The sequence below is a fragment of the Streptomyces sp. NPDC001480 genome (assembly GCF_042894725.1).
Classification (GTDB): Bacteria; Actinomycetota; Actinomycetes; order Streptomycetales; family Streptomycetaceae; genus Streptomyces.
The window spans coordinates 36,126-55,459 of sequence record NZ_JBIAVX010000003.1; the positions used below are offsets into that span (position 1 = coordinate 36,126).

The window sequence follows — 19,334 nt, forward strand, 5'->3', positions numbered from 1 at the left end:
GCGCATATTGATTGCGTCAATACTGCATAGTGCAGTCATGACTGCAATCAACTACGCCTGGTCCGCCCTGGGCGGCGACCCCGCCCTCGTGACGCGGGTCGGCACCGTGACCAGGGAGGGCGCGCTCCAGGCGCGCCTTCCCGTGCGGCAGCTGGCCCGCTCCTGTGTGGGGGCCTGTGCGCTGGCCGCCGCCGAGTTGGCGGCACGGCGGGGCGGGCTCGGCGAGGTGCCGGTGGTGCGGGTGGACGACGGGGCGGTGGCGGCCGCCTTTCACAGTGAGCGCCTGCTGACGGTCGACGGTCGGGCGCCGGTCGTCTTCGCGCCGCTGTCGCGGTTCTGGCGTACGGCCGACGGATGGGTGCGCACGCACGCCAACTACCCCCACCACCGAACGCGACTGCTGGGCGCGCTGGGGCTGCCGGAGGACGCGTCCGTGGAGGCCGTGGCCGAGCGGCTCGCCGAGCGGCCCGCGCGCGAGGTCGAGCAGACGGTGTACGAGGCGGGGGGCCTCGCGGTCGCGCTCCGTACGCCCGAGGAGTGGGCCGCGCACGAGCAGGCCGCCGCCGTGGCCGCACGACCGCTCGTCGAGCACGGACGGCTGGACTCGGCACGCGCGCGCGTGCTGCCGCCCCCGCGGAACTCCTCTCCCCTGCTGCCCGCCGCCGGCCTGCGCGTCCTGGACCTGACCCGGGTCCTCGCGGGCCCGGTCGCCACCCGCACGCTCGCCCTGCTGGGCGCGGAGGTGCTGCGCGTGGACGCGCCGCACCTGCCGGAACTGCCCGACCAGCACGCCGACACCGGTTTCGGGAAGCGGTCGGCGACGCTGGACCTGGCCACGGACCGGCGGGCCTTCGAGGAACTGCTGGCCGCGGCGGACGTGGTGGTCACCGGGTACCGGCCGGGCGCGCTGGACCGGTTCGGCCTCTCCCCCGAGGCGCTGGCCGAGCGGCGGCCCGGGCTGATCGTGGCGCAGGTGTCGGCCTGGGGCGCGTACGGGCCGTGGGGCGGGCGGCGCGGCTTCGACAGCCTGGTGCAGGTCGCCACCGGCATCGCGGCCGTCGAGGGCTCGGCCGGCCGGCCCGGCGCGCTGCCCGCGCAGGCGCTGGACCACGGCACCGGCTATCTGCTGGCCGCCGCCGTGCTGCGGGCGCTGACCGAGCAGTCGTACGACGGCGGTGGCCGGTTCGTCCGGCTGGCGCTCGCCCGGACCGCCCGCTGGCTCACCGGCGGGCTCGAGCGGAGCGCCGACGGTGACCTCGCGTACGACGGGCCGGACACCTGGCTCGCCGAGACGGACAGCCGGCTGGGGCGACTGCGGTACGCGCGCCCGCCCGTGTCCTTCGCGGGCGGCCCGGCCGACTGGGCGCGGCCTCCGGTGCCCTGGGGGACGGACCCGGCCCGCTGGACCTGACGCCGCCTGCGGGCCCGTGCCGGTCAGCCGTTGGTGACCAGCACCTTGAGGGCGGTGCGCTCGTCCATCGCCTTGTAGCCGTCGGGGACGCCCTCGATGCCGACCGTCATGTCGAAGACGGGCGACGGGTCGATCGTGCCGTCCAGGACGTCGGGCAGCAGGTCGGGGATGTAGGCGCGGACCGGTGCGACACCGCCGCGCAGCGCGAGGTTCCGGTCGAACATGACGCCGAGGTCGAGGCCGGTGCCGCTGCCGTGGGGCACGCCCACGAAGCCGATGGCGCCACCGTCCCGCGCGATGTCGACGGCGGTCCGCATGGACTGCTCGGTGCCCACCGCCTCGACGACGGCGTGCGCGCCCTGCCCGCGGGTGAGCTCGCGGACGGCCTCGACGGCCGCGTCCCCGCGCTCGGCGACGACGTCGGTGGCGCCGAAGCGGCGCGCGATGTCCGTACGGACCTGGTGCCGGCCGAGGGCGATGATCCGCTCCGCGCCGAGCCGCTTGGCCGCCAGCACGGCGCACAGGCCGACCGCGCCGTCCCCGACCACGGCGACCGTGGCACCCGGGCGGGCGCCCGCGCCGAGGGCCGCGTGGTGGCCCGTGCCCATGACGTCGGACAGGGTCAGCAGCGCGGAGAGCAGACGCTCGTCGGAGGCCGCCTCCTTGGGCAGCCGGACCAGGGTGCCGTCGGCGAAGGGCACACGGACGGCCTCGCCCTGGCCGCCGTCGTAACCGACCGAGCCCCAGAAGCCGCCGTGCTCGCAGGAGGTGGTCAGGCCCTCCTGGCAGTAGTCGCAGACGCCGTCGGACCACATGAAGGGCGCGACCACCAGGTCCCCGCGCCGTACGGTGCTCACCTCGGAGCCGGTCCCCTCCACGACGCCGAGGAACTCGTGCCCGATCCGCTGTCCCGCCTGCCGGGCCGCCTCGCCGCGGTACGCCCACAGGTCGCTGCCGCAGATGCAGGCGCGCAGCACCCGTACGACGGCGTCGGTGGACAGCCGCACCACGGGCTCGGGCACGTCCTCCACGCGCATGTCGTACGGGGCGTGGATGGTGGTGGCGCGCATGGCGAGGGTCCTTCTTCCTGCGAAAACGAGGGGGTGCACCTCACGGTACGCGGTCACGGCTGTGCGCCCTCACACCCCCGCCGCGCCCAGCAGCGTCCCCGCCACGTACGTCACCCCCATGGCCAGCGCCCCGCCCGCCACGTTCCGCAGCACCGCCCGGCCCGGAGCCGCGACGCCCAGGCGGGCGCTGCTGAAGCCGGTGAGGACGAGGGCGGCGAGCACGGACACCACGGTCACCGGCAGCCGCAGTCCGGCCGGCGGGAGGACGATCGCCAGCAGCGGCAGCAGCGCGCCCACGGTGAAGGCCAGGAAGCTGGCCCAGGCCGCGTGCCACGGGTTGGCCAGTTCGTCGGGGTCGATGCCCAGCTCCACGCGCGCGTGGGCCCTGAGCGCGTCCCGCGCGGTGAGCTGCTCCGCCGCCTCCCGCGCCACCTCCCGGGACAGCCCGCGCCCTTGCAGGAGCTCGGTCAGCTCCTCCAGTTCGGCCGCGGGCTGCTCCCTCAACTCCCGTTTCTCCACCGCCAGGGCGGCCATCTCCGAGTCGCGCTGGGTCGACACCGACACGTACTCGCCCGCCGCCATCGACATCGACCCGGCCAGCAGCCCGGCCAGGCCCGCGGTGAGCAGGGCGGCACGGGAGTCCGTGGCGCCGGCCACGCCGACGACGAGGCCGGCGGTGGACACGATGCCGTCGTTCGCGCCGAGGACGGCCGCCCGCAGCCAGTTCAGGCGGGAGCCCAGCGCGCCGCCGTGCGCCTCGTCGTGGGTCGGTTCCGTCACATCAGGAGGATTCCACCCCTGCCGTCACCACACCCGTACCGACGCTCCCCGCGCGAACACCGGGCTCGTCGCGTCCGCGGGCGGTTCCAGGAGCGGCTCGGCGAGCTCCGCGACCGTCGGGCCGACCTTCGCCGCGATCGGGTCCAGGAAGCCGAGGTCGAAGCCGTACACGCGGGCGGCGTTGCCCGCGAGCATGGCCGTGAGCTCATCCCGGGGCACGCCCGCGTAAGCGAAGCGCAGGGCCTGGCGGGAGTAGGGGTGGGTCCCCTCGTCGTGGGGATAGTCGCTGCCCCACATGATCTTGTCGATGCCGATGCGGTCGCGCAGCGGCACCTCGTGCGGGCGCATGAAGCTGGCGCCGACGAAACAGTTGTCGCGCCAGACCCGCGACGGGGCACCGCCCATGCCGGCGGCCAGGCCCGCGCCGAACTTGGCCTCCGCCGTGGCCGCCCTCGTCGCGGCGGCGACCAGGCGGCCGTGGTAGTAGTCCAGCATGTCGAGCACTCCGGGGATCCAGCCCGAGCCCTGCTCGGTCAGGACCAGCTTCAGGTCCGGGTGGCGGCGGAAGGCGCCGCCGAAGACGAGGTGCCACAGCGCTCGGTGGGAGAACCAGGTCGTCTCGACCATGAAGACCGCGCGGGCGGCCGGTTCGTCGCCGAGCGGCGGGGAGGCCGAGCCCGCGTGGTGGTTGACGGGCACGCCGAGTTCCGCGCAGACGGCCCAGATCGGGTCGTACGCCGACGAGTACAGCTCGGGCAGCCCCGAGCCCGGCGGTGTGCCCGGCAGCAGCACCCCTCCCCTCAGGCCCGCGCCGGCCGCCCACCGGATCTCCTTCACGGCCTCCTCGACGTCGTTCAGGAGGATCTGGCAGACGCCCGCGCGGCGGCCCGGCGCGGCCGCGCAGAAGTCCGCCAGCCAGCGGTTGTGGGCGCGCAGACCCGCCCACCGGCGTTCGAACTCCTCCGCGGTCGGCGTGGGCGCGCTCAGGGAGCCGGACGGGAAGAACGGCGGGATGGTGTTCGGAAAGACCACCTCGGCGACGATCCCGTCCGCCTCCAGTTCGGCCAGGCGGAGCTCGGAGTCCCAGTTCCGGTCGGCGGAGTCGGCGAGCAGGTCCTCGTACGGGTTGACGTACGTGGCCGCCCAGGCGTCGAAGTCCTCGTGGTACCGCCGCTCCAGGTACGGCCTGTAGTCGAGGAGGTCGGCGCCCGCGTGGCAGTCGGCGGAGATGACCGTGCAGCGGTCCTCGCCGAGGTCCGGGTCCTGGGGGTTCACGGGGTCACCCCCAGGGCCGGGAAGTCGTGGCCGGTCAGCCAGTGGCGGCCCACCTCGCGCGAGCGCGCCCAGGACGCCTCGACGGCCGCCTGGTCGTCCGGCTGGCCGAGGTCGGCGGGGGTGGGGCCGATCCGCCGGGCGAGCGGGGTCAGCCGCGCCACGTCGAAGCCGAAGACCTCGGCCGCCGCGAGGCCCAGCATGCGGCGGGTCTCGGTCACCGGGATGTCGTGGAAGGTGCGGCGCAGCCACGCGCGCGTGTCGGGCCAGGTGCCCTCGGGGTGCGGGAAGTCGCTGCCCCACAGGATGTTGTCCACGCCGATCTCGTAGCGCTGGGCCAGTTCGCGGCGCTTGGTGTTGGTGGCGCAGACGAACACCTGCCGGTCGAGGTACTCGTGCGGGGGGCGTTTGAGTTCCTCGAAGGGGGAGAGCTTCTTGCCGCCGTGCGCGCCCAGGTAGAGCCGGTCCATGAACCACAGCAGGTTCGGCAGCCACCAGCAGCCCGACTCCGCCACCCCGAACCGCAGACCGGGATGGCGTTCGAAGACCCCGGACCACAGCAGGAACCACAGCGGCCGGGCGGGCCACCAGGTGACCTCGGAGACGTAGATCCCGAGGTGATCGCCGTACTCGTGCCGCGGTGCCGCTCCGGAGTGCGTCAGCACCGGCATCCCGCACTCGGCGGCCGCCGCCCACACCGGGTCGTAACGGCGGTCGTGGTACGGCTCCTTGTCGACCCACATGGACGGGATCATCAGGGCGCCGAGCCCGGACTCCTTGGCGCGGTGCACCTCGGCGACCACCTGCTCGGCCGGGGCCGTGACGGGCAGCAGGGCCACCCCGCAGTGCCGTTCGGGGTGCTCGGAGACGAAGTCGGCCAGCCAGCGGTTGTGCGCCCGCGCGCCCGCCATGCCCAGTTCGGGGTCCTGGTCGCCGGACAGGCCGAGGCCCACGCCGAAGGGGGCGGCCGTACGGCTGTCCACGGCGTCGGCGTCCGGGAAGACCACCTCGGCGGCCACCCCGTCGCCGTCGAGCTCCTTCAGCCGCTGCGCGGTGTCCCAGCCGCCGCGCAGGCCTTCCTCGTTGTCCTGGAACCACTTGTCCGCGAAGGCCTCGTTGCGGATGCCGAGCCGGGTCATCTCCTCGCGGCGCCGGTCGCGGCCGGCGAGGAATTCGTCGAAGTCCCGGTGGAACCGGGCCTCCAGGTAGGGCCGGTACTCCTCGGTGGGCAGCCCGGCGTGGCAGTCGGAGGAGACGATCAGGTAGGGCTCGTGATCGGTCATCGTGTCCTGGTCTCTCACGCCGGCCTCCTAGTCCAGAATGAAGCTCTCGAGGTACGACGGGTTCGCCCGGTGGAGCATCGAGTCCGCCCTGGCCCGGATCTGCGCGTCGCTGTGCTCGCTCGGCGGCAGCAGCCAGAAGCGGTCGGCGCGGATGCCGTCCACGACGAGGGCGGCGACCTCCTCGACGGGCGTGAAGCGGACCTCCTTGCCCGCCGCGCGCATCGCCGACTCCCACTGGTCGAGGCTGCGGTACGGGGTCTTCCGCGGCCTCTCTTTCGCGTACCGCTCGGGCCGGTTGCGGTGCGACTCCCACAGGCCGGTGCGCAGCATGTGCGGGCCGGGGAAGAGCACCGACGCTCCCACACGCGCGCGTTCCGCCTTCAGGTGGGCGTACAGGGACTCGGTCAGCGTGACGACGGCCGCCTTCGTGACGGCGTACACGGAGGCGGTGGGCAGCGGGGCGATGCCGCCGTCGCCGGAGGACGTGTTGACGACATGACCGGGTTGACCCGACTTGATCATTCGTGGCACGAACGCCTGGACGCCGTGGAAGACGCCCCACACATTGACGGAGAACGCCCACTTCCAGTCGTTCGGGTCGTGCTCCCACATGCGGCCCTCGGCGCCCGAGCCGACCCCGGCGTTGTTGCACAGGACGTGCACGGCGCCGTACGTCTCGTACGCCGACTCGGCGAGCTCCCGCACCTGTTCGCGGACGCCGACGTCGACCACGCGCGCGTGCACGTCCGCGCCGTCCGCGCGCAGGTCGTCGGCGGCCTTGTCCAGGGCGGCCGCCTCGACGTCGGCGAGGACCAGCTTCAGGCCCTCGGCCGCGAACCGCCGGGCCATGGCGAGGCCGATGCCGCTCGCGGCGCCGGTGACGACGGCGACCTGTCCCTCCCCCAGCTCCATCAGCGGCTCCCCTCGGGAGTCTCGGGCGGTGCGTCCAGGACCTGGCGCGGATCGTCGTACCGCTGGTGGACGTACGGCAACAGCGCCTGCGGATCGACCCGTTCGGCGACCCGGCCGCGCTGGTCGCTGGTCTTGCGGCCGAGGGTGATCTCGACGAGGCGCAGGACCGGCAGGTCGGCGACGGGGTCGTACCCGGACTCGCGCAGCACCACGTCCCCGGTGACCGCCTCCAGTCCGCTCACCTTCTCGTGGCGTACGCAGTGCACCAGCAGTGGGTCGCCGTCGAAGCCGGAACCGTCCACCGCGGGGAGGAACTTGAAGTAGAAGTCGGTCTTCCGCGAGGGCTCGGGCAGGGGCAGGTCACCGCTCACCGCGCCGCGCACCTCGACGAAGGCGATGCCGTGCCGGGCCAGCGACGCGCGCACCAGCGGGCCGTCTCGCTCGACGGTCACCTCGCCGAGCTTCTTGGGCTCCCCGAAGACCTCCCGGCCGCCGGTGAGGGCGCGCTCGTGGGTCATCGGCATCACCAGCGGGTACCAGCCCTCGGTGCCGCCGTGGGCGGCGGCGACCGCGAACGAGCCCGCGCCGAGCGGGTATCCGGGCAGCTCGACCTTGCTGATGGTGACCCTGACCAGGGGGCGCCCGGTCGGTTTGAGCGGGGGCGGCAGCACCGCCGCCACCGCGTCCGGATCGGTCTCCCACAGGGCCGTCACGCCGGTGGACCAGATGTCGGGGAGCTTCGCGCTCGCGGTGCGCGCGGCCGTGACCTCCGCCTCGGTCCGCGCGCCGTACCGTACGCGTGCCATACGCCGTACCGCCCTTCCGTGGGCCGTCAACCGTCGGGCGGCAGCACGGTCGCACCGTGTGGTGAAGGTGTCCATAGCCACGCACGGAGAATGGACATGTGCGGTGACGGACCCGAACCTCCGGGAGAGGACTGTCAGTCGCGGCCCGTATCCTCAGTGACCATGCTCGAAGACCGAACGACGGCAGCGTCCTCCCCCACCCGGTGGCCGGCCGCGTATCCCCAGGGATACGCGGTCGTTGACGTGGAGACCACGGGCCTGGCCCGGGACGACCGGATAATCTCCGCGGCCGTCTACCGGCTGGACGCGCGCGGTGAGGTCGAGGACCACTGGTACACGCTGGTCAATCCGGAGCGGGACCCGGGCCCGGTGTGGATCCACGGTCTGACGAGCGAGGTACTCGAAGGCGCTCCGCTGTTCACGGACATCGCCGAGGAGTTCGCCGCCCGGCTCGCGGACCGGGTGCTGGTCGCGCACAACGCCGTCTTCGACTGGCAGATGATCGCCCGGGAGTACGCGCGCGCGGAACGCGAGGCCCCGGTGCGGCAGCGGCTGTGCACCATCGCGCTCTCGAAGGAACTGGGCCTGCCGCTGCCCAACCACAAGCTGGAATCGCTGGCGGCCCACTTCGGCGTCGTACAGCGGCACGCGCACCACGCGCTGGACGACGCGCGCGTGCTCGCGGAGGCGTTCCGGCCCAGTCTGCGGGCCGCGGCGGAGGGCGGGGTGCGGCTGCCGCTGCTGGAGTGCCGGCCGCTGACCGAGTGGCAGGACCGGCCCGCGCCCCGGATCGGCCGTCAGGCCGGCGGCGGGGGCGGGGGTTACGGCGGATACCGGCCCGGTGCCTGGCGTCCGTCCCGCAAGCGGCCCGCGTGCCCCTATCCCAACCCGGGCCGGTACGAGGAGGGCAAACGCCTCAAGCAGGGCATGCGGGTCGCGTTCTCGGGGGACACCTCGGTCGAGCGTGAGCTGCTGGAGGACCGGGCGACCGAGGCGGGGCTGCATGTCGCGACCAGTCTGTCCCGGCTGACCAGCCTCCTGGTGACCAACGATCCGGACTCGGGCACCTCGAAGGCGGTCAAGGCACGGCAGTACGGGACGCCGGTGGTGGACGAGGCGGCGTTCGGTCAGCTCCTCGCGGATGTGGAGCCGGCGTCGGAGGAATGACCAGAGGCGTGACCATACGGACGGATGACCGTATGGAGGAATGACCGTACGGATGGGTGATTGCCGTGCGACTCGCCCGGCGGGCGCTCGCCCGGGCGGCGGTGACGGCTCACTCTGTGGCGCATGGCGAGATGTGAAGTTTGCGGCAATGACTACGGTATGACCTTCGAGGTGCACGCCCAGGGCGCGGTGCACGTCTTCGACTGCTTCTCCTGCGCGATCCACCGCATGGCGCCGATCTGCGAGCACTGCCGGGTGCAGATCATCGGCCAGGGCGTCGAGGTCGAGGGCCAGTGGTTCTGCGGCGCCCACTGCGCGCGCTCCGAGGGCAAGGTGGGCGTCGTGGACAAGGTGTGATCCGGTACCCGCCCGATTGCACCCCACGACCGAGTTGTACCGTCGTGGGGTGCACCGCTACCGCTTTCTGCTGACCCGCCAGTGGGTGATCCTCACCCTGGTGGCCCTGCTGCTGATCCCCACCATGATCTGGCTGGGCATCTGGCAGAAGCACCGGTACGAGATGCGCAGCGCCCGCAACCAGCTGGTCTCCGAGGCACTGGCGGCCAAGCCGGTGCCCGTGGAGCGGCTGAGTTCCCCGGGGCACGCCGTCACCCGTACCGAGAAGTACCGCAGGGTCACCGCGACCGGCACCTTCGACACCGCGCGGGAAGTGGTCGTCCGGCGTCGCGTCAACGCCGACGACGAGGTCGGTTTCCACGTGCTGACGCCGTTCGTGCTGACGGACGGCAAGGTGCTGCTGGTCAACCGCGGCTGGATCCCGGCGAACGGCGTGCAGACCGCCTTCCCCAAGATCCCCGCGCCGCCCGCCGGCCGGACCACCGTCACCGGGCGGCTGATGGCCGACGAGACGACGGCGGCCAGCGGCATCAAGGAGATCAAGGGGCTGCCGGACCGGCAGATCATGCTGATCAACAGCGCGGAGCAGGCCCGGCGGCTGAACGCCCAGGTGCTCGGCGGCTACATCCAGCAGACCGCTCCGGAGCCCAAGGGCGACACCCCCGAGCTGCTCTCCGACCCCGGCGAGGAAGACGCCCCACTGAACTACGCGTACATGATCCAGTGGTGGCTGTTCGCCGCGGGCGTCCCGTACGGCTGGTTCGTCCTGGTCCGCCGCGAGGACCGGTCCCGGGCCGAGGCGGCCGCGCAGCCGAGCGAGGAGCCCACGACCGCCGCGGTGTGAACACCGCGAGCGGCGCGTCGGGGCCGGTGTCCACCGCCGCGTGCGGTCACCTCCCCGGACCAGCCCCCTGATTGTGGCCGCCGCGCACCGGGAATCCGGAAACCCGTGCATCCGCGCATCGAGGACTACGCCCTCATCGGCGACGAGCAGACCGCGGCCCTGGTCGGCAGGGACGGCTCCGTCGACTGGCTGTGCCTGCCCCGCTTCGACTCCGCCGCCTGTTTCGCGCGGCTCCTGGGCGACGAGGAGCACGGTCACTGGCGGATCGCCCCCAAGGAGGCCGGCCCCTGCACCCGCCGCGCCTACCGCCGCGACACCCTCGTCCTCGACACCGAGTGGGACACCCCTCAGGGATCGGTCCGGGTCACGGACCTGATGCCGCAGCGCGACCGCGCACCCGACGTCGTACGCGTCGTCGAGGGCCTCTCCGGCCGGGTCACCGTCCGCAGCACCCTGCGCCTGCGCTTCGACTACGGCTCGATCGTGCCGTGGATGCGCCGGTCCGGCGGCCACCGGGTCGCCGTCGCCGGGCCCGACTCCGTGTGGCTGCGCAGTGAACCGGCGGTGCGGACCTGGGGCGAGGACTTCGGCACCTACTCCGAGTTCACCCTGGCGGCGGGCGAGCGGGTCGCGTTCGTGCTCACCTGGCACCCCTCGCACCAGCCGCGCCCCCCGCTCGTCGACCCGTTCGCCGCCCTGCGGGACAGCGTCGCGGACTGGCGGCGCTGGGCGTCCCGCTGCCGCTACCGGGGACCGCACCGGGACGCGGTGGTCCGCTCCCTGATCACCCTCAAGGCCCTCACCTACGCGCCGACCGGCGGCATCGTCGCCGCGGCCACCACCTCGCTCCCCGAGGAACTGGGCGGCGTACGCAACTGGGACTACCGCTACTGCTGGCTGCGCGACTCCACCCTCACCCTCGGTGCCCTGCTGGCCGCGGGCTACCGCAAGGAGGCGGAGGCCTGGCGCGACTGGCTGGTGCGCGCGGTCGCGGGCGACCCGGCGGACCTCCAGATCATGTACGGCCTCGCGGGCGAGCGCCGGCTGCCCGAGTTCGAGCTGCCCTGGCTGCCCGGATTCGCCGGTTCGGCGCCCGTACGGATCGGCAACGACGCCGTGCGGCAACTCCAGCTGGACGTGTACGGGGAGGTCATGGACTCGCTGTCGCTGGCCCGGCGCGCGGGCCTGCCTCCCAAGCCGCACATGTGGTCGCTCCAGGGGGTACTGCTGGAGTTCCTGCGCTCGGTGTGGCGGCAGCCGGACGAGGGACTGTGGGAGGTGCGCGGCGGACGGCGGCAGTTCGTGCACTCCAAGGTGATGGTGTGGGTGGCCGCCGACCGTGCCGTGCGCACGCTGGAGGAGAGCCCGGAGCTGCCCGGCGACCTCGACGGCTGGCGCGCGCTGCGCGACGAGGTGCACCGGGAGGTGTGCGAGAAGGGCTACGACCCCGCGCGGAGGACCTTCACGCAGTACTACGGCTCGCGTGAACTCGACGCGGCCGTGCTGCTCATCCCGCGCGTCGGCTTCCTGCCGCCCGACGACCCGCGGGTGATCGGCACGGTCGACGCCATCCGCGCCGGACTCGGGCAGGGCGGCTTCGTACGCCGGTACGACACCGACTCCGACACAGGCTACGAGGCCGGCGGGACGTCCATCGACGGGATGCCCGGCGGGGAGGGCGTCTTCCTGGCGTGCTCCTTCTGGCTCGCGGACGCCCTGCATCTGACGGGCCGGACGAAGGAGGCCCGGGAGCTGTTCGAACGGCTGGTGGGCATCACCAACGACGTGGGGCTGCTGTCCGAGGAGTACGACCCGGTGGCCGGCCGCCAGCTGGGCAACTTCCCGCAGGCGTTCAGCCATGTCGGCCTGGTGAACACCGCCCTCGCCCTGTTCGGGAGCGACGAGGCAGGATAGGGGCCATGGATCTTGGACTGAAGGACCGGGTGTACGTCGTCACCGGAGCCACCCGCGGCCTGGGCAACGCCGCCGCGCGCGAGCTCGTCGCCGACGGGGCGAAGGTGGTCATCACGGGGCGGGACGAGCAGCGGGCCGCCGACGCGGCGGCCGAGCTGGGCCCGAACGCGGCCGGTGTCGCCGTCGACAACTCCGACCCGCAGGGCGCCGAGCGGCTGATCGCGGCCGCCCGCGAGCGCTTCGGCGGCTTCGACGGCATCCTGATCAGCGTCGGCGGTCCGCCACCGGGGTTCGTCGCCGACAACACGGACGAGCAGTGGCGGGGCGCGTTCGAGTCGGTGTTCCTCGGTGCGGTACGGCTGGCCCGGGCGGCCGCCGCGGAGCTGGAGCCGGGCGGGGTCATCGGGTTCGTGCTGTCCGCCTCGGTGTACGAGCCGATTCCGGGACTGACCGTCTCCAACGGGCTGCGGCCCGGGCTCGCCGGGTTCGCCAAGTCCATCGCGGACGAGCTGGGGCCGCTCGGGATCCGGGTGCTGGGGCTGCTTCCGTCGCGCATCGACACGGATCGCGTGCGCGAGCTGGACGGGTTGTCGGCGGACCCGGAGGCGACGCGGGCCGCCAACGAGTCGCGGATTCCGTTGCGGCGGTACGGGACGCCCGAGGAGTTCGGTCGGGTGGCCGCGTTCCTGCTGTCTCCGGCCGCGTCCTATCTGACGGGGATCATGGTGCCTGTCGACGGCGGGATGCGGCACGGTTTCTGAGGAGCTCGGACCGCCCTCACTCAAGTCACCCTTTCGGCCCTGTGCTTGACCGTCCGCAGGCGTACCTCCGCCGGGAGCTTCGCCAGACCCGCCGACTCGCGGGCGTGGGTCAGTGCCTGGGCGGTCAGGTCGCGCAGGACCGTGCCGGGGTCCACGTCCGGCTCCAGTCGCAGCCACACCCGCGCCCGGGGTGCGGTACGGCGGCCGGTCAGCAGGAGGCGGGTGTGGGCCACGCCCTCCTGACGGGCCGCGTCGTCGGTCAGGACGCCTTCCAGGGCCCGGCCGCGCAGCAGCGCGCCCTCGCCGTCGCCGGTGTCGACGCGCACCTCGCTGAGCCGGCGGCGGCGCAGTACCGCCGTCAGCCACCACAGGGCGAGCAGGACCAGGACGGCGAGCGCGGCGAGGACGGCCGGCCACCACCAGCCGGCGTCCCGCCAGCGCGTCCGCTCGGCGTCGCTGAGCAGGACGTCGTGCCGGCCGTGGTGGATCCACCAGGAGGGCGGCCGGACGCCCAGGCCGACGGCCAGCACCGAGCCGCCGAGGGCGGCCAGCAGCAACCCGGTCAGTCCGACGAGCGTGCGGTTGACGACCCTGAGCACCGCGGTCACCCCTTCCGTCCGGGGCGGCTGACGTGCACCGACAGCGCGGGCTGCCGGGCCAGGCCCAGGCCCTGCACGGCCGTGGTGAGGGCGGTGTCCAGGTCGGCGCGTACGTCGTCGAGGTCGCGGAAGTGCGCGACCGCGCGGACGGCGGCCTTCCTGCGGCCCATCCGCACCCGTACCGACCGCACGCCCGAGATCTCCATGGCCCGGTCGCGCAGCACCAGAGCGGCCGCCGCGCGCTCCAGTCCGGCGCGGACGTCGGGGTGCGGGCGCCGCATCGGCAGGAGGTCCCGCAGGCCGGGCGTGGCCGCGAGCACGAGCAGCCAGAGGCCGAGGGCCAGCGCGACGCCCGCGCCGACCAGCACCCAGGTGTCGTCGAGCTGTCGTTCGGCGAGTTGCCGGGCCAGTGCCCGGCGCCAGCCCATGGCGGGCCGGTGGGCGCGGACGGCGGCGATGTCGTAGAGGAAGACGCCCGCGCCGAGCAGGAGCAGCGCGGCGACGACGCCCGCCGGGACGCGGCGGGCCGACCAGAAACGGCCGTCCCTTCCGCCGTCCGCCGCCGGAGGGGGCTTAGCCACCGGTGGGGACGGCTGCTCCGCCTTCTCCATGACGACCGGCAGTGGCTGGGTGGTGCCCTCGGTTCCCCGGGGTTCGCTCATCGCGTCCTCCCCTGTGCCGTCCCCTGCGGATGCGTCAGATGCAGCCGTTCCACCTGGACGGCGACCTCCGGCACCTCCATTCCCGCCAAGGCGGTTACCCGCTCGGTGACCCGGCGACGCACCGCCCGGCAGTGGGCGGGGATGTCGGCCGGATAGCCGAGTTCCAGGCGGACCCGGACGCGGACGGCCTCGTGGTGGACGACGACGGTGGCGCGCGGCGGTTCCGCCTGCCCGGGCAGCGGGCCGAGCGCCTCGCGTGCCGCCTGCGCCGCGATCTTCGCGACGACCCCGTCGGCGATCCGCAGGGCGCCGCGCTCACCGGGCGCGACGACGGTCACGGGACCGCGCGCCTCACCGACCCCGCCGCTCACGGACGTCACCGCCGCCGGTCACGCCGGTCGTCCCGGGTGTGGAAGAAGTCGCCGAGCTCCCAGTCCCCCTCGAGGAACCGGCCGGCGACGAACCCGACGGCGCCCAGGGCAGCGACCAGCAGGAAGGCACCGAACCCGCCGAAGTACCCGGCGAACCCCAGCGCCATCCCGGCGATCATGCCGACCACGGCCATGCTCATGCTGTGCTCCTCAGCTCCTCAGCCGTGTGTTGTCCGGGCCGCCGGGCGTCACTGGATCCGGGGCTCCGGCTCCTCTTCCTCTTCCTCCGGAAGCTTGACGTCGCTCACCGCGATGTTGACCTCCACGACCTGGAGCCCGGTCATCCGCTCCACCGCCGTGATCACGTTCTCCCGCACGGCATGGGCGACGTCGGCGATCGCCACGCCGTAGTCCACGACGATCTCCAGGTCGAGCGCGGTCTGCACCTCGCCGACCTCGGCCTTCACGCCGCGGGTCACCGATTTCGTGCTGCCCGGCACCCGGTCGCGTACGGCGCCGAAGGTCCGGGCGAGTCCGCTGCCGAGTGCGTGCACTCCGACCACGTCCCGCGCTGCCAGCGCCGCGATCTTCTCCACGACCCCGTCGGCGATGGTGGTCCGTCCCCGGGTCGCTGGGTCCCCGCCCCCGCGCCGTGTCGGCTGTGCCCTGCGGGCCCCCGTCGTCTCGGGCACCTCCTTGGCTCCCGTGGGATCCGCCGTCCAGTCCTGATTCGTCGTCTCGGTCATGGCCGTACGTCCTCTTCGGTCGTCCTTCTTCGACCACGGTAAGTGTGCTTGCGCCGTTCCGCCCCGGGGATACGGCAGGCTGGAGCAATGACGGCGGAGCGATGGGCGCGTGCGGTGCGGCAACAGCTGGGCCTCGGCAGGCTGCTGCCACTGGGCGGCGCGCGTGACGGCGCGTGGATCGCGGAGGGGGCGGCCACGGAGGTGCTGCGGCGGGCGACGCGGGAGGTGACGGGGGTGCACCTGGGCGCGCTGCGGCTCGGGCTCGCCGGGCCGGAGTACACCGAGGAGCCCGCCGTGCCCCTGCCGCCGGGTGCGCTGCCGCCGGGTCCGCTCCGGCTGACGGCCGATTTCGCGGCCACGGCGGACATGCCGCTGCCCGACTCGGCGTCCCGGCTGCGTCTGGTCCTGGCGACGGCCGCGACGGAGAGGCTCGGGCTCGTGGTCACCGAGGTGGACCTCAGGGTGACCGGGCTGCTGGACGACGAGGAGCCGTCCGCCCCGGCCACGCAGACGGCGCCGCCGGTGCCGGCCCGGGAGACGACGGACACGGAAGAGACCCGGGCCGCCGCGGCCGCCCTCGCCGCGCCGGGCGTGACCCGCCTGACCGGCGCGCTCGGCGGCCCGGGCCGGGCGGTACACATCGAGGAACGGCAGAACGCCGACGCCGCCCAGGCCACGCTCGCGCACCGTCACGTCCGGGTGGAAGTGGCGGTGGACGCCGCGTACCGCGCCCTGGACGTGACCCGACAGGTACGCGCCGCCATCAGCGACACACTGCGGGACCACCCGACCGTGGCCGTACTGGTGACGGCCGTCGGCTGACCCGCACGGCGCCTGCGCCGGGCCGTGCGCGGCGAGGAACGGCAGCATCCCGACGCCGCCCAGGCCACGCTCGCGCACCGCCACGTCCGGGTGGAAGTGGCGGTGGACGCCGCGTACCGCGCCCTGGACGTGACCCGACAGGTACGCGCCGCCATCAGCGGCACCCTGCGGGACCGCCCGACCGTGGCCGTACTGGTGACGGCCGTCGGCCGGCCCGTGCGGATTACTCGCCGATGCCGGCCAGGTCCCTCAGTCGCCGGGCCTGGGCCTGGCGTTCCGCGGCGCGCTGTTCGTCGTAGGCGCGACCGGCCGCGCCGCGCAGCAGGGCCTTGGTCTCCACGACCGCGTCGCGGGGTGCCGCGAGCAGCGCCGCCGCGAAGTCGCGGACCGTGCCGTCGAGTTCCTCCACGGGCACCGCGATGTTGGCCAGCCCCGAACTCACCGCCTCCTCGGCCTGCACGAACCGCCCGGTCACGCAGATCTCCAACGCCCGGGCGTACCCGACCAGTTCCACCAGCGGGTGCGTGCCCGTGAGGTCGGGCACGATCCCGAGGGCGGTCTCGCGCATGGCGAACTGCACATCGTGCGCGACGACGCGCAGGTCGCAGGCGAGTGCCAGTTGGAAGCCGGCACCGATGGCGTGCCCCTGGACAGCGGCGACGGACACGATGTCGTTCCGCCGCCACCAGGTGAACGCTTCCTGGTAGCCGGCGATGGTCGCGTCGAGCTCGGCGTCGTCACGGCGCGCGAGATCGACGAAGGTCGGCTCGCCCTCGATCCCCTCGGGCGTGAACATCTGCCGGTCGAGCCCGGCGGAGAAGGACTTGCCCTCACCGCGCAGCACGACCACCCGGACGGAGCCCGGCAGCAGCCGGCCCGCCTCGGCCAACGCCCGCCACAGGGCGGGGCTCTGCGCGTTGCGCTTGGCCGGGTTGGTCAGCGTCACCGTGGCGAGCGCGTCGTCGACGGTGAGTCGTACGCCGTCCTGGTCGAGCAGGGGAACCAGGGAAGCAGGGTCCTTCTCGGGCGAAGCCATGGGGCGCCTCCGATGCGTGCGGTCAGCTAAGTGACTGCACAGTAACCACCCGGCCGATCACCCGACCGACCGGGTGGCCACCATCGAAGCCGATGGGCCGCCCGGATCAGGACGATGCGGCTTTTTTGCCCCTGGTCGCTCCGCCACGCCCACGGAGCGTGACGCCCGACTCACTGAGCATCCGGTGCACGAAGCCATACGAGCGGCCGGTCTCCTCGGCCAGCGCCCGGATGCTCGCACCGGAGTCGTACTTCTTCTTCAGGTCTGCCGCGAGCTTGTCGCGCGCGGCGCCGGTCACCCGGCTGCCCTTCTTCAGAGTCTCGGCCACCCGTGCCTCCTCATGGGAAGTGCGCTCTGGTCTCCTCATGATCACCCCTCCGGGGCTCGATGGCCACCCATTCGGCAAGGTCCGTGAGACACGGTTTTGACGACGGGAGCACATCCCCACAAGCGGAACTGACGATTCCAGACGCGTGCGTCCGTACGGCCGAACGGGTTCTTTCGTGAATCGGCAGGTCAGAGACGCACAGCGGCCGACCCCTCGGTGACCGAGGGATCGGCCGCGAAATCGATGTAGGACACACCTCGATACGAGGAGATCTCACACAGATGATGGATCACGGATCGGCCGAATGATCCATACGCAGTGGATCATTCATTCGATCAAGCCAGGGCGACGAGATCCGCGTAGTCGGAGCCCCACAGGTCCTCGACGCCGTCCGGCAGCAGAATGATCCGCTCCGGCTGGAGCGCCTCGACGGCGCCCTCGTCGTGGGTGACGAGTACCACGGCCCCCTTGTAGGTGCGCAGCGCGCCGAGGATCTCCTCGCGGCTGGCCGGGTCAAGGTTGTTGGTGGGCTCGTCCAGGAGCAGCACGTTCGCCGAGGACACCACCAGGGTCGCCAGGGCGAGGCGGGTCTTCTCACCGCCGGAGAGGACACCGGCCGGCTTGTCGACGTCGTCGCCGGAGAACAGGAACGAGCCGAGCACCTTGCGGACCTCGACGAGGTCCATGTCCGGGGCGGCCGAGCGCATGTTCTCCAGGACGGTGCGGTCGGGGTCCAGGGTCTCGTGCTCCTGGGCGTAGTAGCCGAGCTTGAGGCCGTGGCCGGGGACGACCGCGCCGGTGTCCGGCTGCTCGACGCCCCCGAGGAGGCGCAGCAGGGTGGTCTTGCCGGCACCGTTGAGGCCGAGGATGACGACCCGGGAACCCTTGTCGATGGCCAGGTCGACGTCGGTGAAGATCTCCAGCGAGCCGTACGACTTCGACAGGCCCTCGGCCATCAGCGGGGTCTTGCCGCAGGGCGCGGGCTCCGGGAAGCGGAGCTTGGCGACCTTGTCGGACTGCCGGACCGCGTCGAGGCCGGAGAGCAGCTTGTCCGCGCGGCGGGCCATGTTCTGCGCGGCGACGGTCTTGGTGGCCTTGGCCCGCATCTTGTCGGCCTGCGCGTTCAGCGCGGCGGCCTTCTTCTCGGCGTTGGCACGCTCGCGCTTGCGGCGCTTCTCGTCGGCCTCGCGCTGCTGCTGGTAGAGCTTCCAGCCCATGTTGTAGATGTCGATCGTGGAGCGGTTCGCGTCCAGGTAGAAGACCTTGTTGACGACCGTCTCGACCAGGTCGACGTCGTGGGAGATCACGATGAAGCCGCCGCGGTAGGTCTTGAGGTAGTCCCGCAGCCAGGTGATCGAGTCGGCGTCGAGGTGGTTGGTCGGCTCGTCGAGCAGCAGCGTGTCGGCGTCGGAGAACAGGATCCGGGCCAGCTCGATACGGCGGCGCTGACCGCCGGAGAGGGTGTGCAGCGGCTGGCCGAGCACGCGGTCCGGCAGGTTGAGCGCGGCGGCGATGGTGGCGGCCTCGGCCTCGGCGGCGTATCCGCCCTTGGTGAGGAACTCCGTCTCCTGGCGCTCGTACTGCTTGAGGGCCTTCTCCCGGGTGGCGCCCTGGCCGGTGGCGATGCGCTGCTCGTTGTCGCGCATCTTGCGCAGCAGTACGTCGAGGCCGCGCGCGGAGAGGATGCGGTCGCGGGCGAGGACGTCGAGGTCGCCGGTGCGGGGGTCCTGGGGCAGGTAGCCGACCTCACCGGAGCGGGCGATGTTGCCGGCGGCCGGCATGCCCTCGCCGGCGAGGCACTTGGTGAGGGTGGTCTTCCCGGCGCCGTTGCGGCCGACCAGGCCGATGCGGTCGCCCTTGGCGACGCGGAAGTTGGCGTTCTCGAGGAGGATGCGGGCACCAGCGCGCAGCTCGATACCGGAGGCGGAGATCACGGACAGACTCCAGAGCGGAGGTAGTGGCGGGTGGGCGGCTGAGGACGTTCCCGCCGTTTAATGCGCGAGGAGAATGGCCATGGGCCAAGTCTAACGGGGCGGGGCAAGCGCTTTTTCTGCGTGCGGGTGTTCGGACCGCCGGTCCGGGACGTCACCGGCCGGGGAGCCGCGGTGCGGGGCGATACGGCCCAGGTCGCCGACGGCGACGTGATGTGCGGCACGTCCGGACGTAGCGCGTGCCCCGCGGTGCCGTGTGCTC

21 protein-coding genes are annotated in these 19,334 nt (G+C 73.0%); 7 read left to right on the forward strand and 14 right to left on the reverse strand.

Annotation, left to right across the window (positions count from 1 at the left end; genetic code table 11):
- Nucleotides 1-37 precede the first annotated feature (37 nt).
- On the forward strand, nucleotides 38-1,411 hold the full coding sequence (locus tag ACFY01_RS07425) for a CoA transferase (RefSeq protein WP_390734718.1): 1,374 nt from the start codon (nucleotides 38-40) through the stop codon (nucleotides 1,409-1,411).
- A gap of 23 nt (nucleotides 1,412-1,434) precedes the next feature.
- Here ACFY01_RS07425 and ACFY01_RS07430 read toward each other — a convergent pair whose 3' ends face one another.
- The 6 genes from ACFY01_RS07430 to ACFY01_RS07455 all read right to left on the reverse strand — a co-directional run bounded on the left by ACFY01_RS07430 (nucleotide 1,435) and on the right by ACFY01_RS07455 (nucleotide 7,534).
- Complete coding sequence (locus ACFY01_RS07430; protein WP_390734719.1) at nucleotides 1,435-2,481, reverse strand: zinc-dependent alcohol dehydrogenase family protein; 1,047 nt, start codon at nucleotides 2,479-2,481, stop codon at nucleotides 1,435-1,437.
- A gap of 69 nt (nucleotides 2,482-2,550) precedes the next feature.
- Entirely contained in the window at nucleotides 2,551-3,261 is a 711-nt protein-coding gene (locus ACFY01_RS07435) for a VIT family protein (protein WP_390734720.1), read from the reverse strand.
- Nucleotides 3,262-3,285: 24 nt separating this feature from the next.
- Entirely contained in the window at nucleotides 3,286-4,536 is a 1,251-nt protein-coding gene (locus ACFY01_RS07440; RefSeq protein WP_390734721.1) for an amidohydrolase family protein, read from the reverse strand.
- Nucleotides 4,533-5,816, reverse strand: coding sequence for an amidohydrolase family protein (locus ACFY01_RS07445; RefSeq protein WP_390735266.1), 1,284 nt, complete (start codon nucleotides 5,814-5,816; stop codon nucleotides 4,533-4,535). Before ACFY01_RS07445 ends, ACFY01_RS07440 begins: the two co-directional genes overlap by 4 nt.
- Nucleotides 5,817-5,843: 27 nt before the next feature.
- Nucleotides 5,844-6,728 (reverse strand): SDR family NAD(P)-dependent oxidoreductase, encoded by an 885-nt coding sequence (locus ACFY01_RS07450; protein WP_390734722.1) that lies wholly within the window; start codon nucleotides 6,726-6,728, stop codon nucleotides 5,844-5,846.
- Nucleotides 6,728-7,534 carry an acetoacetate decarboxylase family protein gene (locus ACFY01_RS07455; protein ID WP_390734723.1) on the reverse strand — a complete coding sequence of 269 codons (807 nt, stop codon included), beginning with the start codon at nucleotides 7,532-7,534 and terminating at the stop codon, nucleotides 6,728-6,730. The genes ACFY01_RS07450 and ACFY01_RS07455 overlap by 1 nt, the downstream gene beginning before the upstream one ends.
- Nucleotides 7,535-7,696: 162 nt before the next feature.
- On the opposite strand from ACFY01_RS07455, the gene ACFY01_RS07460 reads away from it, so the two are divergent.
- The 5 genes from ACFY01_RS07460 (at nucleotide 7,697) to ACFY01_RS07480 (ending at nucleotide 12,577) form a co-directional block, all read left to right on the forward strand.
- Nucleotides 7,697-8,701, forward strand: a complete 1,005-nt coding sequence (locus ACFY01_RS07460; protein WP_390734724.1) for a DEDDh family exonuclease — start codon at nucleotides 7,697-7,699, stop codon at nucleotides 8,699-8,701.
- 123 nt (nucleotides 8,702-8,824) lie between these two features.
- Nucleotides 8,825-9,058 carry a hypothetical protein gene (locus ACFY01_RS07465; RefSeq protein WP_390734725.1) on the forward strand — a complete coding sequence of 78 codons (234 nt, stop codon included), beginning with the start codon at nucleotides 8,825-8,827 and terminating at the stop codon, nucleotides 9,056-9,058.
- 49 nt (nucleotides 9,059-9,107) lie between these two features.
- On the forward strand, nucleotides 9,108-9,902 hold the full coding sequence (locus tag ACFY01_RS07470) for an SURF1 family protein (protein ID WP_390734726.1): 795 nt from the start codon (nucleotides 9,108-9,110) through the stop codon (nucleotides 9,900-9,902).
- Between the two features lie 105 nt (nucleotides 9,903-10,007).
- Nucleotides 10,008-11,816 (forward strand): glycoside hydrolase family 15 protein, encoded by a 1,809-nt coding sequence (locus ACFY01_RS07475; RefSeq protein ID WP_390734727.1) that lies wholly within the window; start codon nucleotides 10,008-10,010, stop codon nucleotides 11,814-11,816.
- Between the two features lie 5 nt (nucleotides 11,817-11,821).
- Nucleotides 11,822-12,577 carry an SDR family oxidoreductase gene (locus ACFY01_RS07480; protein WP_390734728.1) on the forward strand — a complete coding sequence of 252 codons (756 nt, stop codon included), beginning with the start codon at nucleotides 11,822-11,824 and terminating at the stop codon, nucleotides 12,575-12,577.
- Nucleotides 12,578-12,597: 20 nt separating this feature from the next.
- Here the strand turns inward: ACFY01_RS07480 and amaP are convergent, their stop codons facing one another.
- From amaP to ACFY01_RS07505, 5 genes are read right to left on the reverse strand one after another with little or no spacing between them, the layout of a single operon-like run.
- The gene (amaP, locus tag ACFY01_RS07485) at nucleotides 12,598-13,185 is read right to left on the reverse strand and encodes an alkaline shock response membrane anchor protein AmaP (protein ID WP_390734729.1); all 588 of its coding nucleotides are present in this window, start codon (nucleotides 13,183-13,185) and stop codon (nucleotides 12,598-12,600) included.
- The gene (locus tag ACFY01_RS07490) at nucleotides 13,182-13,838 is read right to left on the reverse strand and encodes a DUF6286 domain-containing protein (protein WP_390734730.1); all 657 of its coding nucleotides are present in this window, start codon (nucleotides 13,836-13,838) and stop codon (nucleotides 13,182-13,184) included. Before ACFY01_RS07490 ends, amaP begins: the two co-directional genes overlap by 4 nt.
- Nucleotides 13,835-14,218 (reverse strand): Asp23/Gls24 family envelope stress response protein, encoded by a 384-nt coding sequence (locus ACFY01_RS07495; RefSeq protein ID WP_390734731.1) that lies wholly within the window; start codon nucleotides 14,216-14,218, stop codon nucleotides 13,835-13,837. Before ACFY01_RS07495 ends, ACFY01_RS07490 begins: the two co-directional genes overlap by 4 nt.
- The gene (locus tag ACFY01_RS07500) at nucleotides 14,215-14,409 is read right to left on the reverse strand and encodes a hypothetical protein (RefSeq protein ID WP_361455385.1); all 195 of its coding nucleotides are present in this window, start codon (nucleotides 14,407-14,409) and stop codon (nucleotides 14,215-14,217) included. The genes ACFY01_RS07495 and ACFY01_RS07500 overlap by 4 nt, the downstream gene beginning before the upstream one ends.
- Nucleotides 14,410-14,457: 48 nt before the next feature.
- Complete coding sequence (locus ACFY01_RS07505) at nucleotides 14,458-14,955, reverse strand: Asp23/Gls24 family envelope stress response protein (RefSeq protein WP_390734732.1); 498 nt, start codon at nucleotides 14,953-14,955, stop codon at nucleotides 14,458-14,460.
- A gap of 87 nt (nucleotides 14,956-15,042) precedes the next feature.
- Here ACFY01_RS07505 and ACFY01_RS07510 point away from each other — a divergent pair, with 87 nt between their 5' ends.
- Nucleotides 15,043-15,777 carry a nucleopolyhedrovirus P10 family protein gene (locus ACFY01_RS07510; RefSeq protein WP_390734733.1) on the forward strand — a complete coding sequence of 245 codons (735 nt, stop codon included), beginning with the start codon at nucleotides 15,043-15,045 and terminating at the stop codon, nucleotides 15,775-15,777.
- 223 nt (nucleotides 15,778-16,000) lie between these two features.
- Here the strand turns inward: ACFY01_RS07510 and ACFY01_RS07515 are convergent, their stop codons facing one another.
- The 3 genes from ACFY01_RS07515 to ACFY01_RS07525 all read right to left on the reverse strand — a co-directional run bounded on the left by ACFY01_RS07515 (nucleotide 16,001) and on the right by ACFY01_RS07525 (nucleotide 19,075).
- Nucleotides 16,001-16,813 carry an enoyl-CoA hydratase/isomerase family protein gene (locus tag ACFY01_RS07515; RefSeq protein ID WP_390734734.1) on the reverse strand — a complete coding sequence of 271 codons (813 nt, stop codon included), beginning with the start codon at nucleotides 16,811-16,813 and terminating at the stop codon, nucleotides 16,001-16,003.
- Nucleotides 16,814-16,919: 106 nt separating this feature from the next.
- A complete protein-coding gene (locus ACFY01_RS07520; RefSeq protein ID WP_004002281.1) occupies nucleotides 16,920-17,141 on the reverse strand; it encodes a helix-turn-helix domain-containing protein in 222 nt (73 codons plus the stop codon).
- A 335-nt stretch (nucleotides 17,142-17,476) separates the two neighbouring features.
- The gene (locus tag ACFY01_RS07525) at nucleotides 17,477-19,075 is read right to left on the reverse strand and encodes an ABC-F family ATP-binding cassette domain-containing protein (RefSeq protein ID WP_390734735.1); all 1,599 of its coding nucleotides are present in this window, start codon (nucleotides 19,073-19,075) and stop codon (nucleotides 17,477-17,479) included.
- Nucleotides 19,076-19,334: the final 259 nt, after the last annotated feature.